Here is a 15384-nt window from a genome sequence, read left to right on the forward strand (position 1 = left end):
CACATCGCGCTGCAGGTCGCTGGCTTCCGGTACCGCTGAGCGGGCCGTCGTACCGGCGTACCCACCCGCATCGTCCCGGACGCCCCCGTGTGGGGGCGGGGGCGTCACTCTCCGGAGCCTGCCGTGCGCATCCTGCTGCTCTCCACCGCCGACACCGATCTGCTGGCCGCCCGCGCCAGCGGCGCCGACTATCGATTGGCCAACCCCGCACGAGTCACCGCCGAGGAGGTGCCCGCCCTGCTCGACGGGGTCGCCCTCGTCGTCGTACGCCTGCTCGGGGGTCGGCAGGCGTGGCCGGACGGCCTCGCCGCGGTGCTCGCCACCGGCGTGCCGACGGTCGTGCTCGGCGGCGAGGCGCTACCCGACGCGGAGCTGATGGCCATCTCCACCGTGCCGTCCGGAGTCGTCACCCAGGCGCTGGCGTACCTGGTCGAGGGTGGTCCGGAGAACCTGGGGCAGTTGTCCCGGTTCCTCTCCGACACGGTGCTGCTCACCGGCGAGGGGTTCGCCCCGCCCGCACCCACCCCGGCGTACGGCGTGCACGGCGACCACCCGACCGACCCGGACCGCCCGACCGTGGGGATCGTCTTCTACCGGGCGCACGCCCTCGCCGGCAACACCGGTTTCGTCGACGTGCTCGCGGACGCGGTCCACAAAGCCGGTGGCAACCCGCTGCCGATCTTCTGTGGCTCGCTGCGCGGGCTGACCGCGGGCGCCGGCCCTCTCGGGCTCTTCGCTCGCTGTGACGCGCTGCTGGTCACGGTGCTCGCAGCAGGCGGTGCGGTCGCCGCGGACGCCTCCGGTGGCGGCGACGAGGACGCCTGGGACGTCGGCGCCCTGGCCGCCCTGGACGTGCCGATCATCCAGGCGCTCTGCCTCACCAGCACCCGGGCGCAGTGGGCCGACAGCGACGCCGGGCTTTCCCCATTGGACGCGGCGATGCAGGTGGCCATCCCCGAGTTCGACGGCCGGATCGTCACCGTGCCGTTCTCGTTCAAGCAGATCGACGCCGACGGCCTCTCGATCTACGCCGCCGACGCCGAGCGGGCCGCCCGGGTCGCCGGGATCGCGGTGCGCCACGCCCGGCTGCGGTACGTGCCGAACGCCGACAAGCGGGTCGCCGTGGTGCTCAGCTCCTACCCCACCAAGCATTCCCGGGTCGGCAACGCCGTCGGGTTGGACACCCCGGTCTCGGCGGTCCGGCTGTTCGCCGCGCTCGCCGACGCCGGCTACGACCTGGGTGACGCGCCACTGCCCGACGACGGCGACGCGCTGATCCACGCGCTGATCGCCGCCGGTGGGCACGACGTGGAGTGGCTCACCCCGGAGCAGTTGGCCGCCGCCGAGGCCCGGATACCGGGGCAGACATACCAACGCTGGTTCGATCAGGTCCCGGCCGACCTGCGTGAGCGGATGCGGGAACACTGGGGTGAGCCGCCCGGCGAGCTGTACACCGACGGCGGCGACATCGTGCTGGCCGGGCTGCGCTTCGGCAACGTGGTGCTGCTGATCCAGCCGCCGCGCGGCTTCGGGGAGAACCCGATCGCCATCTACCACGACCCGGACCTGCCACCCAGCCACCACTACCTCGCCGCGTACCGCTGGTTGGTCGCGCCGGTCTCCGACGGCGGCTTCGGCGCGGACGCCGTGGTGCACCTGGGCAAGCACGGCACCCTGGAATGGTTGCCCGGCAAGGGTCTCGGCCTGGCCGCCGACTGCGCGCCCGACGCGGTCCTCGGCGACCTGCCGTTGGTCTACCCGTTCATCGTCAACGACCCTGGCGAGGGCACCCAGGCCAAGCGGCGGGCGCACGCCGTGGTCATCGACCACCTGGTGCCGCCGATGGCCCGCGCCGAGACCTACGGCGACCTGGCCAAGCTGGAGCAACTGCTCGACGAGTACGCCACCGTGCAGGCGCTCGACCCGGCCAAGGTGCCCACCGTGCGGGCGCAGATCTGGGACCTGGTGCGCGCCGCCGAGCTGCACCACGACCTGCACGCCGAGACGATGCCCGACGCGGACGACTTCGACGACTTCGTGCTGCACCTCGACGGCTACCTGTGCGAGGTCAAGGACGTGCAGATCCGCGACGGCCTGCACATCCTCGCCGACGCGCCCACCGGCGAACCCCGGGTCAACCTGGTCCTCGCGGTGCTGCGCGCTGCACAGATCTGGGGCGGCGCCCACGCCCTGCCCGGCCTGCGGCAGGCCCTCGCCGCCGCGTACGGCCTCGACGAGCAGGAGTTGCTCGCGACACCGGGCCAGCGACTGGCGCTACCCACCGCGTTGACCGACGCGGTAGACGGGCCGGCCGGCACCGCCGCCGACGCCATCGACCTGATCGAGGCCCTCGCCCGGCGGCTGGTTATCGGCATGGAGACGCTGGACTGGGCCGTCGACGCGGTCGACGCGGTGGTCACGGAGGTGACCGGCCAGTCGATCCCGGACGTCGCCGCGGTGCTGCACTTCGCCGCCACCGAGCTGGTGCCCCGACTGGATCGCACCACCGACGAGCTGACCCACACCCTCGGGGCGCTCGACGGGAGGTTCGTGCCGCCCGGCCCGTCCGGCTCACCCACCCGGGGGCTGGTCAACGTGCTGCCCACCGGCCGTAACTTCTACTCCGTCGACCCGAAGGCCATCCCCAGCCGCAACGCCTGGGACGTCGGGGTGGCCCTCGCCGACTCGCTGCTGGCCCGGCATCTCGCCGACACCGGGGCGTACCCCCGGTCGGTGGGTTTGACCGTGTGGGGCACCAGCGCGATGCGGACCCAGGGTGACGACATCGCCGAGGTGCTCGCGCTGCTGGGCTGCCGACCGGTCTGGGACGAGCGGTCCCGGCGGGTCACCGGCATCGAGGTGGTGCCGACCGCCGAGCTGGGTCGACCCCGCGTCGACGTCACCGTGCGCATCTCCGGCTTCTTCCGCGACGCGTTCCCGCACGTGGTGGCGTTGCTCGACGACGCCGTCCGGCGGGTCGCCGCCCTCGACGAGCCGGACGAGGAGAACTACCTGCGCGCGCATGTGGCCGCCGACCTCGCCGAGCACGGTGACGAGCGGCGGGCCACCGCCCGGATCTTCGGTTCCAAGCCCGGCGCGTACGGCGCGGGCCTGCTGCCCCTGATCGACGCCCGGACCTGGCGCAGTGACGCCGACCTCGCCGAGGTGTACGCGGTGTGGGGCGGCTACGCGTATGGCCGGGGGCTGGAGGGGCGGGAGGCGCGCGCCGACATGGAGCGCTCCTTCGCCCGGATCGCGGTGGCGGTGAAGAACCAGGACACCCGCGAGCACGACATCGTCGACTCCGACGACTACTTCCAGTACCACGGCGGAATGGTGGCGATGGTCCGTCATCTCACCGGCACGTCACCGCAGGCGTACGTGGGTGACTCGGCGACGCCGCACGACGTGCGGACCCGCACGCTGGGCGAGGAGACCCGGCGGGTGTTCCGGGCCCGGGTGGTCAACCCGAAGTGGATCGCCGCGATGCGCCGGCACGGCTACAAGGGCGCGTTCGAGCTGGCGGCCACAGTGGACTACCTGTTCGGCTACGACGCCACCGCCGGTGTGGTCGACGACTGGATGTACGAGCACCTGGCCGCCGCGTACGTCTTCGACGACACCACCCGGGAGTTCCTTCAGCGGTCCAACCCGTGGGCGCTGCGCGGCATCACCGAGCGGCTGTTGGAGGCCGCCGACCGAGGGCTGTGGGCCAAACCCGAGCCGGCCACCCTGGACCGGCTGCGCGACACGTACCTGGCCAGTGAGGGCGATCTGGAGGACCGGGCATGACGATCTATCCCTTCAGTGCGGTGCTTGGGATGGCCGACATGCGGTTGGCGTTGCTGCTCAACGCGGTCTCCCCGGCGATCGGCGGGGTCCTGGTGCGCGGTGAGAAGGGGACCGCCAAATCCACCGCCGTACGGGCTCTCGCCGCGTTGCTGCCCCCGGTCCACCGGGTCGCGGGCTGCCGGTTCGGCTGTGACCCGGCCGACCCCGACACCGCCTGCCCGGACGGCCCGCATCCGGCCGACGCCGCCGCCGAGACCCGACCGGCCCGCCTCGTCGAGCTGCCGGTCGGCGCGGCCGAGGACCGGGTGGTCGGCTCACTTGACCTGGAGAAGGCGCTCGGCGAGGGGGTACGCGCCTTCGAGCCGGGCCTGCTCGCCGCCGCGCACCGGGGCGTGCTCTACGTCGACGAGGTCAACCTGCTGCACGACCACCTCGTCGACCTGCTGCTCGACGCGGCGGCGATGGGCCGCAGCCACGTCGAGCGGGAGGGCGTCTCGGTCAGCCACGCGGCCCGGTTCCTGCTGGTCGGCACGATGAACCCGGAGGAGGGGGAGCTGCGCCCGCAGTTGCTCGACCGGTTCGGGCTCACCGTGGAGGTGGGTGCCAGCCGCGATCCGGAGATCCGGGTCGAGGTGGTCCGTCGCCGGCTCGCCGCCGACGCCGACCCGGCCGGCTTCGCGGCCCGCTGGGCCGACGCCGACGCGGAGATCGCCGGCCAGGTGGCCGCCGCCCGCCGCCGGCTTCCCGGGGTACGACTTCCGGACGCCGCGCTGCGGCAGATCGCCGAGGTATGCGCGGCGTTCGACGTGGACGGGATGCGCGCCGACATCGTCACCGCCCGCACCGCCCTCGCCCACGCCGCCTGGCACGGCCGGGATCGGGTCACCATCGACGACGTCCGGGTGGCCGCCCGACTGGCCCTGCCACACCGCCGTCGCCGCGATCCGTTCGACACCCCGGGGCTGGACGAGAAGCGCCTCGACGAGGCGTTGCAGCGTGCCCAGGACGCCCACCCCGACGACCCGGACGACAACGGCCCCGACGACGGTAGCCCGGACGACCGTGGCCCGACCGGTGGCGGCCCGCAGGGCGGTGGCGGCCCAGCTGACGGGGGCGGCCCAGCTGACGGGGGCGGCCCGGCTGACGGGGGCGGCCCGCACGACGGCGACGGCGTCGACCAGGGTGGCGACGGCCAGGATGTGCCCACCCGCGGTGGTCGGGAGGCGGCGGCCGGTGCTGAGGACCCGACCAGGGGCGGCGGGGAGTCCCAGCCGGTGGCGGTACCCCGGGGTGGGTTGAGGGCGCGGGTGCTCACCGCTCCCGGCGTGGGTGACGGAGTGCCGGGGCGACGGTCGCGGGCCCGCACCGGGCGGGGCCGCACCACCGGCGCCCGGGTGCCGGCGGGCCGGGTCGACGCGCTGCACCTGCCGGCCACGATCCGCGCCGCCGCGCCACACCAGGCGGCCCGGGGCCGGCTCACCGGCCCGCTTCGACTGCGCCACGACGATGTCCGCGAGGCGGTTCGCGAAGGTCGCGAGGGCAACCTGGTGCTGTTCGTGGTGGACGCGAGCGGCTCGATGGGCGCCCGGCAGCGGATGACCACCGTGAAGGACGCGGTGCTCGCCCTGCTCACCGACGCGTACCAGCGGCGGGACAAGGTAGCGGTGATCGCGTTCCGGGGTGCCGGTGCCCGGACCCTGCTGCCGGCGACCTCGTCGGTGCTGGCCGCCTCGACCAGGCTGGCCGAGTTGCCCACCGGCGGGCGTACGCCGCTGGCGGAAGGGTTGCTCGCCGCCGCCGACCTGCTGCGGGTGGAGCGCCTGCGCGACCCGAAGCGCCGCCCGCTGGTCCTCATCGTCACCGACGGCAGAGCCACCGCGGGTCAGCGTCCGCTCGACCGCGCGGCAGCAGCGGCAGCGGTCCTGGCGGCAACCGGCGCCCCCTGCGTGGTCGTCGACTGCGAGTCCGGCCCGGTCCGCCTAAATCTGGCCAATCGCCTGGCAACCCAGCTGCAAGCCCCCCGCCACCACCTAAACGACCTAACCCACGCCCCCCACCGAGGAGATCTTGGAAGGAAATGGCCCCTGGAAGGGCGGATTCCTTCCAAGATCTCGACCGGCACCACCATCACGCCAGCCAGGGGAGATCGCTGATGCCGCAGGGACAGCCGAGTTCGGTGCCTCTCGACGGGTTGACTACCCGGCAGCGGCGGCACCGGCCATTGCTGATCGTCCACACCGGACAGATGAAAGGGAAGTCCACCGCCGCCTTCGGGTTGGCGTTGCGGGCCTGGACGGCCGGTCTGCCGGTCGGGGTGTTCCAGTTCGTCAAGAGCGCCAAGTGGCGGGTGGGGGAGGAGAACGCCTTCCGGGCGCTCGGCGAGGTGCACGAGCGCACCGGCCAGGGTGCGCCGGTGGCCTGGCACAAGATGGGCGAGGGCTGGTCCTGGATCCAGCGCGGCGGCGAGGCCGACCACGCCGCCGATGCCCTGGAGGGCTGGCGGCAGATCCAGCGCGACCTGGCCGCGCAGCGTTACGGGCTGTACGTGCTGGACGAGTTCACCTACCCGATGAAGTGGGGCTGGGTAGACGTCGACGAGGTGGTCGCCACCCTGGCCGACCGGCCCGGCTTCCAACACGTCGTGATCACCGGTCGGGACGCCGACCCGCGCCTGGTCGCCGCCGCCGACCTGGTCGCTGAGCTGACCAAGGTCAAGCACCCGATGGACGCCGGCCAGAAGGGTCAGAAGGGCATCGAGTGGTAAGCACCCCTTGGGCGCTGCCCCGGGTCGTGGTCGCCGCGCCGGCCAGCGGCCACGGCAAGACGACAGTGGCCACCGGGCTGCTCGCCGCGCTGCGCCGACGGGGCCTGACGGTCAGCCCGCACAAGGTCGGCCCCGACTACATCGACCCCGGCTACCACGCCCTCGCCGCCGGGCGAGAAGGGCGCAACCTCGACCCGTTCCTGGTCGGCCCCGAGCGAATCGCACCCCTGCTGCGACACGGCGCGAGCGTCCCCACGCCGGCCGACATCGCCGTGGTGGAGGGCGTCATGGGGCTGCACGACGGCGCGGTGGGCCGCCGCGACTACGCCTCCACCGCGCACGTCGCCCGGCTGATCGAGGCACCCGTGCTGCTGGTGCTGGACACCACCGCGCAGGGCCGCTCGGCCGCCGCGCTGACGCTGGGCATGGCCGCGTTCGACCCGGCGGTGCGCATCGGCGGCGTGATCCTCAACCGGGTCGGGTCGCCCCGGCACGAGACGCTGCTGCGCGATGCCCTCGCCGAGGTGGGCGTACCGGTGCTCGGGGCGGTCACCCGCGCCGCCGAGGTGGCTGCGCCGGCCCGGCATCTCGGGTTGGTGCCGGTCGCTGAGCGGGCACCCGAATCCCTCGCCATCGTCGCCGCGCTCGCCGAGCTGGTCGAGGCCACCGTGGACCTCGACGCCGTGCTCGCCCTGGCCCGCACCGCCGCGCCGCTGACCACCCCGGCGTGGGACCCGGTCACCGCCGTCGGCGGGCTGGCCGGCGTCGAGCGACCACTGGTCGCGCTGGCCGGTGGTCCGGCCTTCACCTTCTCGTACGCGGAGACCACCGAGCTGCTCACCGCGGCCGGCGCGGACGTCGTCACCGTCGACCCGCTGCGCGACCCGGCGCTGCCCACCGGCACCCGGGCGGTGGTGATCGGCGGCGGCTTCCCCGAGGCGTACGCCCCGGCGTTGGCCGGCAACGCCACGCTCCGCGCCGAGCTGGCCGACTTCGACGGGCCGATCGTGGCCGAGTGCGCCGGGCTGCTCTATCTCGGGCGGTCCCTGGACGGCGTACCGATGTGCGGACGGCTCGACCTGACCGCCCGGATGACCGGCCGGCTCACCCTCGGCTACCGCGAGGCGGTGGCCGTCACCGACTCCCCGGTGAGCCGCGCCAACGAGCCGGTACGCGGCCACGAGTTCCACCGCACCAGCACCGACCCGGGGCACGGCGACCGGCCGGCCTGGCGCTGGAACGATGCGGCGCACGGCTTCGTCACCGGCCGCGTGCACGCCTCCTACCTGCACACCCACTGGGCGGGGCACCCCGCTGCGGCCCGCCGGCTGGTCGAGGCGTGCCGATGAGCGCCGACGCCACGCTGACCGGGGTGGGTGTGGGCCCCGGTGACCCGGAACTGCTGACCATCAAGGCGGTGCGCGTCCTGCACGAGGCCGACCTGGTCTTCGTACCCGTGATGGCGGACCGGGTAGCGACCACCGGGACCGCCGATCCGACGCCGCCGGGTGCGGACGCCGGGCGGGCCGAGGCGACCGTGCGCTCCCACGTGCCGGCGGACCGGCTGCGCCGGCTGCCGTTCGCGCTGGACGACCGGGGTGGGGTGACCGCCCGTCGGACGGCAGCCTGGGACGACGCGGCCCGGGTGGTCGTCGAGGTGATCGACGCGGGGGCACGGTCCCTGGCCTTCGCCACCATCGGCGACCCCAACGTCTACTCCACCTTCGGCTATCTGGCGCAGAGCGTCCGGGCCCTGCGTCCGGCGGTGCGGGTGGCGACCGTGCCCGGCGTCACCGCCATGCAGGACCTGGCGGCACGCAGCGGCACCCCGCTCTGCGAGGGACGCGAGCCGCTCACCCTGCTGCCGGCCACCGCGGGCCTGGCGCTCTTCGCCGACGCGCTCGCCGGGCCGGGCACCGTGGTCGCCTACAAGGGTTGGCGGCGGCACCCGGAACTGCTCGCCGAGCTACGCCGACAGGGCCGCCTCGCCGACGCGGTGCTCGGACGCAGCCTGGGGCTCCCGGGCGAACGCGTCGGGCCGGTCGACGCCACCGAGCACGACCTGCCCTACCTGTCGACGCTGCTGGTCCCGGCCCGCCGCGAGCACCGAGGAGGAAAGCTGTGACAAGCGACGGCAAGGTGTGGTTCGTCGGCGCCGGCCCAGGAGCGGCGGACCTGCTGACCCTGCGGGCCGCCCGGGTCATCGCCGAGGCGGACATCGTGATCTGGGCGGCCAGCCTGGTGCACGCCGACGTGCTCGACCACGCCCGCCCCGACGCGGAGATCGTCGACTCGTCGCAGCTGCCCATCGAGGGCGTGCTGCCGCTCTACCAGCGGGCCGCCGAGCAGCGGCTGACCGTGGCCCGGATCCACTCCGGCGACCCGGCGCTCTGGGGTGCGGTGCAGGAGCAGCTCGACGTCTGCCGGGCGCTCGACCTGGCGGTCGAGATCGTGCCCGGGGTGTCCTCGTTCACCGCCGTCGCGGCGATCGTCGGGCGGGAGCTGACCGTGCCGGAGGTCGCCCAGTCGGTGATCCTCACCCGCCTCGAAGGCGGCAAGACCCCGATGCCGCCCGGCGAGCGGGTCCGCGACTTCGCCCGGCACGGCACCACCATGGCGCTGTTCCTCTCCGCCGCCCGCTCCGGGCAGGTGCAGGCCGAGCTGCTGGCCGGCGGCTACCCGCAGGACACCCCGGCCGTGGTGGCGTACCAGGCGACCTGGCCCGATGAGCTGGTGGTGCGCTGCACGGTGGGCACCCTGGAGGCGACGGTCAAGCAGCACAAGCTGTGGAAGCACACCCTCTTCCTCGTCGGGCCGGCCCTCGCCGCCCAAGGAACCCGCTCGCACCTGTACCACCCCGGGCACTTCCACACCTTCCGCCGGGCGGAGCCGGCCGCCCGCGCCGAGCTGCGCCGCCAGGCCAGCGCCCGCACCGGGGGGACAGCCACACCGGGGCACACCCCATGACGTACGCCGAGCCGCCGCTGCGCGAGCCGGACCTGCCGCGCACCGCCAAGGTGCGGCCCACCGCCCTGCGTACCGGCTGGACCACCGGCGCCTGCGCGACGGCGGCCGCCAAGGCCGCGATCACCGCACTTGTCACCGGGGAGATTCAGCCGGACGTGGAGATCGGTCTGCCGGCGGGGCAGCGGGTCCGTTTCCCGGTGGAGCGTTGCGCGGTGACCGGCACCCCGCCGGTGCGCGCCGAGGCGGTGGTGGTCAAGGACGCCGGAGACGACCCGGACGTCACCCACGGCGCCGAGCTGACCGCCACCGTGGACTGGATCGACGTCCCCGGCCTGCGACTCACCGGCGGTGCCGGCGTCGGCACGGTCACCAAGCCCGGACTCGGGCTCGCGGTCGGCGGCCCGGCGATCAACGACACCCCCCGTCGCATGATCGGCGAGGCGGTGGCCGAGGTGGTCGACCTCAGCGAGGTCGGTGTCCGCGTGGTGATCAGCGTGCCCCGGGGCGAGATCATGGCCCGCAAGACCACCAACCGCCGGCTCGGCATCCTCGGCGGCATCTCGATTCTCGGCACCACCGGGATCGTCCGTCCCTTCTCCACCGCATCGTGGCGGGCCAGCGTCGTGCAGGCCGTGCACGTGATGGCCGCCCAGGGTGAGCGGACCGTCGTGCTCTGCACCGGCGGGCGTACCGAGCGGGCCGCCCGCGCGCTCCTGCCCGACCTGCCCGAGGTCTGCTTCGTCGAGGTCGGCGACTTCACCGGGGCCGCCGTGACCGCCGCCGTGGGGGACGCGATGACCGGGGTGGTCTTCGTCGGCATGGCCGGCAAGCTCGCCAAACTCGCGGCGGGCATCCTGATGACCCACTACACCCGCTCCACGGTGGACCTCTCCCTGCTCGGCGCGGTGACCGCCGAGGCCGGCGGTGACCCGTCGCTCGTCGCCGCCGTGACAGAGGCGAACACCGGACGACACGCGTACGAGCTGTGGGAGGCCGCCGGGCTGCTCGCCCCGGCCGGCGATCTGCTCTGCCAGCGGGTCCGCCAGGTGCTGCGGCGCTTCGCCGGGCCGACGGTCACCGTGGACGTGGCGATGGTCGACTTCGCCGGAGCGCAGGTCGTCGCCTCGTCTGGCCGGTGGCCCCGATGACGCGGATGGCGTCGGGGGCTCCGATGACGCAGATCCCGTCGGGCGCCTCGGCTACCGGTGTGACAGTGGTCGGCCTGGACGCCGCCGGCGCTCCGCCGCACCCCGCGCTCACGCCGGTGCTGGCCGTCGCCGGGCTGGTGGTCGGGGCCGCCCGGCATTTGGCGGCGGTGCCCGTACCGGCCGGCGCGGACACCATCGCCCTCGGGCCGATCGCCCCCGCCCTGCGCCGCCTCGCCGAGGCAGTCGTCGCCGGGGTGCCGGCCGTGGTGCTGGCCAGCGGGGATCCCGGCCTGTTCGGCATCGTCCGGCGGTTGCGCGCGGCCGGGCTGCCGCTGCGGGTGGTGCCGGCGGTCTCCAGTGTGGCCGCCGCGTTCGCCCGCGCCGGCCTGCCCTGGGACGGTGCCGCCGTGGTCACCGCGCACGGGCGCGACCCGCGAGCGGCCCTGAACGCCTGCCGGGCGCTGCCGCTGGTCGCGGTGCTCACCGCACCCGGCGCCGGCGCGGCCGAGCTGGGCGCCGGTCTGGTCGGCTGGTCGCGCCGTCTGCTGGTCGCCGAGCACCTGGGCACCGACGCCGAACGGGTCCGCGCGGTGACCCCCGAGCAGGCCGCCGCCGAGACCTGGTCCGACCCGCACGTCCTGCTCTGCCTCGCCGATGCTGAGGTCGCACCCGGCGGGATGCGCGTCGACAACCAGCCCGCCGCCGCGCCGGCCGGAGGTTGGGCGCTGCCGGAGGCCCGGTACGCCCACCGCGACTCCATGATCACCAAGTCGGAGGTGCGGGCCCTCGTCGTGGCCCGGCTGCGCCCCCGACTGGGCCGGCTGATCTGGGACGTCGGCGCGGGCAGCGGCTCGGTCGGCATCGAGTGCGCGCTGCTCGGCGCGGCCGTGCTCGCCGTCGAACAGGACCCCGAGGCCGGCGCGACCATCCAGGCCAACGCCGCCGCGCACGCGGTGCACGTCCGGCTGGTATCCGGACGTGCCCCGGCGGCGCTGGCCGGCCTCCCCGAGCCCGACGCGGTCTTCGTCGGCGGTGGCGGCGTCGACGTCCTCGCCGCCGTGGTGGCCCGCCAACCCGAGCGGGTGGTGCTCACCCTGGCCGCACTGGACCGGGTCGCACCGGCTGTGGGCCTCTTGCGCGCCGCCGGCTACCTGGTCGAGGGCGCTCAGCTCTCCGCCGCCCGCCTCGCCGACCTGCCCGGTGGGTCGATCCGCCTCGCGGCCACCAACCCGGTGGTCGTCCTTACCGGGGAGTGCCCGTGACCGACCAGAACCCGCCCGCCCGGATCGGTCTGGTGGCGGCCACCGTCGCCGGCCGCCGGCACGCCGACACCCTGGCCGCCGCGTGGCCGCACGCCCGGCTGATGGAGGGGGAGACCGTCGCCGACGCGCTGCGCGCGGCCTGGGCCGGGTGTGACGCGGTGGTCGCGTTCCTGGCCACCGGGGCGGTGGTGCGGATCGTCGCGCCGCTGCTCGACGACAAGCGCACCGACCCGGCGGTGGTGGTCGTCGACGAGGCGGCCCGGCACGCCGTGGCGCTGCTCGGTGGGCACGCCGGCGGCGGCAACGCGCTCGCCGAGCAGGTCGCCGCCCTGCTGGACGCCCGACCGGTGATCACCACCGCCACCGACGCGGTCGGCCTGCCGGGGCTGGACACCCTCGGCTGGCCCGTGCAGGGCGCGGTCGCCGCGGTGTCCCGGGCCATCCTGGACGGCGAGCCGGTCCGGCTGGTCGCCGACGCCGACTGGCCGCTGCCCGCCCTGCCCCCGAACGTGCGCGCCGCCGACGAGGGCGACCCGCGGGACGACGGGTACCGGCTGCTGGTCACCGACCGGGTGGTGCCGCCCGACGAGCGGACCGCCGTGCTGCGGCCGCCGTCGCTGGTCGCCGGCGTGGGCGCGAGTCGGGGCGTACCCGCCGCCGAGGTGGCGGAGCTGCTGCACCGGGTGCTCGCCGAGGCGGGCCTGGACCCGGCGAGCCTGCGCTGCCTGACCAGCGCCGACATCAAGGCCGACGAGGCGGGCATCCGCAGCACCGCCGACGCGCTCGGCGTACCCCTGGTGACCTGGCCCGCGACACGGCTGGCGGCCATCGACGTGCCGCACCCCAGCGAGGTGGTCCGCGCCGCGGTCGGCACGCCGAGTGTGGCGGAGGCCGCGGCCCTGCTCGGCCCGGACGGCCGGGCCGACGACGCGACGCTGCTGGTTGGCAAGACCGCGACGGCGATGGCCACCGTGGCGGTGGCCCGACACGCACCGCGCGGCCGGCTCGCTGTGGTCGGGCTCGGGCCCGGAGCGGCCGACCTGCGTACGCCTCGCGCGGTGGCCGAGCTGCGTCGCGCGGCCGTGGTGGTCGGCCTGGACCAGTACCTCGACCAGGTCCGCGACGTGCTCCGCCCGGGGACCCGGGTGCTCTCCAGTGGGCTGGGAGCCGAGGAGGCGCGGGCCCGCGCCGCCGTCGCCGAGGCCGCCGCCGGCCGGGCGGTCGCGCTGATCGGCTCCGGCGACGCCGGGGTGTACGCGATGGCCAGCCCCGCCCTGGAGTACGCCGACGAGCGCATCGACGTGGTGGGCGTGCCCGGCGTGACCGCCGCCCTCGCTGCCGGGGCGTTGCTCGGCGCGCCGCTCGGCCACGACCACGCCTACCTGAGCCTGTCCGATCTGCACACCCCGTGGGAGGTCATCGAGCGGCGGGTGACCGCTGCCGCCGAGGGTGACTTCGTCACGCTCTTCTACAACCCGCGCAGCCGGGCCCGCGACTGGCAGCTCGGCAAGGCGCTCGGCATCCTCGCCGCGCACCGGTCACCGGACACCCCGGTGGGCGTGGTGCGCAACGCCAGCCGCCCCGGCGAGCGGGTGCACCTCGCCACAGTGGCCACGCTCGACCCGGCCATCGTCGACATGTACAGCGTCGTGGTGGTCGGCAGCAGCGACACACGTCTGGTCGCCGGCCGGATGGTCACCCCCCGGGGGTACCGGTGGCGTTCGTGACGATCGACGCCTGCCAGGGCTGCGGGGCCTGCCTGCTCACCTGCCCCACGCACGCGATCCGACCGGTCGCCGGTGGCCTCACGGTCCGCGCCGACCGGTGCACCGGCTGCCTGGAGTGCCTGGAGATCTGCCCGGTCGATGCGATCCGCGTCGTCGAGCCCGACCCGCATGGAGGAGCCCGATGAGCCGGGTGGTGCACCCGATCGAGGCCGAGTCGTACCGCATTCTGCGCGAGCGGGTTGACCTGTCACACCTACCGCCGCTGACGCGCGCGGTGACCGAACGGGTGGTGCACGCCAGCGCCGACCTCGCGTACGTCGACGACCTGGTGTGTGACGAGGCCGCCCTGGAATCGGGGCTGGCCGCGCTGCGCGCCGGGGCGCCCGTGGTCACCGACGTGGCGATGGTCGCCGCCGGCATCACCCGTGCCGGCCTGGAGTTGGTCTGCCCGGTCGCCGAGCCGGCCGCCGCCGCCCTGGGCCGCGCGGCCGGCATCACCCGCTCGGCGGCGGCCGTCCGGATCGCCCTGGAGCGGGTCGGGCCCGCAGCGGTCTGGGTGGTCGGCTGCGCGCCCACCGCGCTTGTCGAGCTACTCACCCTGGACGCCGCACCGGCGCTGGTCGTCGGCCTGCCGGTCGGCTTCGTGGGTGCCGCCGAGTCGAAGGCCGCGCTGCGGGCCAGCGGCCTGCCCGCCGTGTCCAACGTGGGCGAGAAGGGTGGCTCGGCGGTCGCCGCCGCCGCCCTCAACGCCCTGCTCTACGTCGAGGAGAAGTCATGACCGGGTTGGTCATTGTCGGGCACGGTACGCGCAGCGCGGCCGGGGTCGCCCAGTTCGCCGCCCTCGTCGAGCGGGTCCGCGGTCGCGGTGACGTCGGTGACGTCGAGGGTGGCTTCATCGAGCTGTCCCGCCCACCGCTGACCGACGCGGTCGGCGCGCTCGTCGCACGCGGGCACCGGGCGCTGGTGGCGCTGCCGCTGGTGCTGACCGGCGCCGGGCACGGCAAGGGCGACATCCCCGCCGCGATGGGACGCGAGCAGCAGCGCCATCCCGGGCTGACCTACCGTTACGGCCGCCCGCTCGGCCCGCACCCGCTGCTGCACGACGCCCTCGAACAGCGCGTTGACGCGGCGCTGGCCGGTGCGGTCCACGCTGACACGGCGGACCGGGCCGACACGTGGGTGGCGTTGATCGGGCGGGGGTCCACCGACCCGGACGCCAACGCCGAGGTCGCCAAGGTCGCCCGGCTGCTCTGGGAGGGTCGCGGCTACGCGGGCGTGGAGCCGGGGTTCATCTCCCTGGCACAGCCGTCGGTGCCGGCGGTGCTGGAACGGCTGCGTCGCCTCGGCGCGCGGCGGATCGTCGTGGCGCCGTACTTCCTGTTCACCGGGGTGCTGCCGGACCGGATCGTCGCCCAGTCGGCCGAGTTCGCCGCCGCCCACCCCGACCTGGACATTCGCGTCGCCGAGGTGATCGGCGACTGCGACGCCCTCGCCGACCTCGTTCTGGAGCGCTACGCCGAGGCGCTGGGCGGGGACATCCGGATGAACTGCGACACCTGCGCGTACCGGGTGCTGATGCCCGGCTTCGCCGACAAGGTGGGTCGTCCGCAACGCCCGCACGACCACCCCGACGACCCGGTCGGGCACCACCACCACCACGGGTACGCCCACGCCGACCACCACGACCACGGGTCGGTCGCGGTGGTTGGCGGCGGGCCGACGAC

At 75.0% G+C, this 15384-nt stretch carries 11 protein-coding genes and 1 pseudogene; all 12 read left to right on the forward strand.

All coding sequences use genetic code 11. The features are described from left to right. Positions 1-123 precede the first annotated feature (123 nt). Positions 124-3792 carry a cobaltochelatase subunit CobN gene (gene cobN, locus IF46_RS0119220; RefSeq protein ID WP_030489724.1) on the forward strand — a complete coding sequence of 1223 codons (3669 nt, stop codon included), beginning with the start codon at positions 124-126 and terminating at the stop codon, positions 3790-3792. After that, entirely contained in the window at positions 3789-5945 is a 2157-nt protein-coding gene (locus tag IF46_RS0119225; RefSeq protein ID WP_198041470.1) for a putative cobaltochelatase, read from the forward strand. Before cobN ends, IF46_RS0119225 begins: the two co-directional genes overlap by 4 nt. Then, on the forward strand, positions 5945-6556 hold the full coding sequence (cobO, locus tag IF46_RS0119230) for a cob(I)yrinic acid a,c-diamide adenosyltransferase (RefSeq protein ID WP_030489726.1): 612 nt from the start codon (positions 5945-5947) through the stop codon (positions 6554-6556). The genes IF46_RS0119225 and cobO overlap by 1 nt, the downstream gene beginning before the upstream one ends. Beyond that, positions 6550-7905 (forward strand): cobyrinate a,c-diamide synthase, encoded by a 1356-nt coding sequence (locus tag IF46_RS0119235; protein WP_030489727.1) that lies wholly within the window; start codon positions 6550-6552, stop codon positions 7903-7905. The genes cobO and IF46_RS0119235 overlap by 7 nt, the downstream gene beginning before the upstream one ends. After that, the gene (gene cobI, locus IF46_RS0119240) at positions 7902-8681 is read left to right on the forward strand and encodes a precorrin-2 C(20)-methyltransferase (RefSeq protein WP_030489728.1); all 780 of its coding nucleotides are present in this window, start codon (positions 7902-7904) and stop codon (positions 8679-8681) included. Before IF46_RS0119235 ends, cobI begins: the two co-directional genes overlap by 4 nt. Continuing rightward, positions 8678-9523, forward strand: a complete 846-nt coding sequence (gene cobM / locus IF46_RS0119245; protein WP_030489729.1) for a precorrin-4 C(11)-methyltransferase — start codon at positions 8678-8680, stop codon at positions 9521-9523. Before cobI ends, cobM begins: the two co-directional genes overlap by 4 nt. Beyond that, positions 9520-10671 carry a cobalt-precorrin-5B (C(1))-methyltransferase gene (locus IF46_RS0119250; protein ID WP_030489730.1) on the forward strand — a complete coding sequence of 384 codons (1152 nt, stop codon included), beginning with the start codon at positions 9520-9522 and terminating at the stop codon, positions 10669-10671. Before cobM ends, IF46_RS0119250 begins: the two co-directional genes overlap by 4 nt. 23 nt (positions 10672-10694) lie before the next feature. Then, entirely contained in the window at positions 10695-11933 is a 1239-nt protein-coding gene (gene cbiE, locus IF46_RS0119255) for a precorrin-6y C5,15-methyltransferase (decarboxylating) subunit CbiE (protein WP_232234091.1), read from the forward strand. Next, a complete protein-coding gene (gene cobJ, locus IF46_RS0119260; protein WP_030489732.1) occupies positions 11930-13660 on the forward strand; it encodes a precorrin-3B C(17)-methyltransferase in 1731 nt (576 codons plus the stop codon). Before cbiE ends, cobJ begins: the two co-directional genes overlap by 4 nt. Continuing rightward, positions 13648-13845 carry a DUF362 domain-containing protein gene (locus IF46_RS0119265; RefSeq protein ID WP_036392574.1) on the forward strand — a complete coding sequence of 66 codons (198 nt, stop codon included), beginning with the start codon at positions 13648-13650 and terminating at the stop codon, positions 13843-13845. The genes cobJ and IF46_RS0119265 overlap by 13 nt, the downstream gene beginning before the upstream one ends. Next, the gene (locus IF46_RS0119270; protein ID WP_030489734.1) at positions 13842-14438 is read left to right on the forward strand and encodes a precorrin-8X methylmutase; all 597 of its coding nucleotides are present in this window, start codon (positions 13842-13844) and stop codon (positions 14436-14438) included. The genes IF46_RS0119265 and IF46_RS0119270 overlap by 4 nt, the downstream gene beginning before the upstream one ends. Next, positions 14435-15379: pseudogene (locus IF46_RS0119275) on the forward strand (sirohydrochlorin chelatase); the annotation flags it as partial. The gene IF46_RS0119270 and the pseudogene IF46_RS0119275, both read left to right, overlap by 4 nt. Positions 15380-15384 lie beyond the last annotated feature (5 nt).

Origin of the sequence: Micromonospora chokoriensis (assembly GCF_000718555.1) — a bacterium.
Classification (GTDB): domain Bacteria; phylum Actinomycetota; class Actinomycetes; order Mycobacteriales; family Micromonosporaceae; genus Micromonospora; species Micromonospora chokoriensis_B.

Excerpts from the sequence above, each read along its gene's own strand:
- cbiE (WP_232234091.1), top strand. The coding sequence starts at position 10,695 with ATGACGCAGATCCCGTCGGGCGCCTCGGCTACCGGTGTGACAGTGGTC.
- cobO (WP_030489726.1), top strand. The coding sequence starts at position 5,945 with ATGCCGCAGGGACAGCCGAGTTCGGTGCCTCTCGACGGGTTGACTACC.
- cobI (WP_030489728.1), top strand. The coding sequence starts at position 7,902 with ATGAGCGCCGACGCCACGCTGACCGGGGTGGGTGTGGGCCCCGGTGAC.
- IF46_RS0119250 (WP_030489730.1), top strand. The coding sequence starts at position 9,520 with ATGACGTACGCCGAGCCGCCGCTGCGCGAGCCGGACCTGCCGCGCACC.
- IF46_RS0119225 (WP_198041470.1), top strand. The coding sequence starts at position 3,789 with ATGACGATCTATCCCTTCAGTGCGGTGCTTGGGATGGCCGACATGCGG.
- IF46_RS0119270 (WP_030489734.1), top strand. The coding sequence starts at position 13,842 with ATGAGCCGGGTGGTGCACCCGATCGAGGCCGAGTCGTACCGCATTCTG.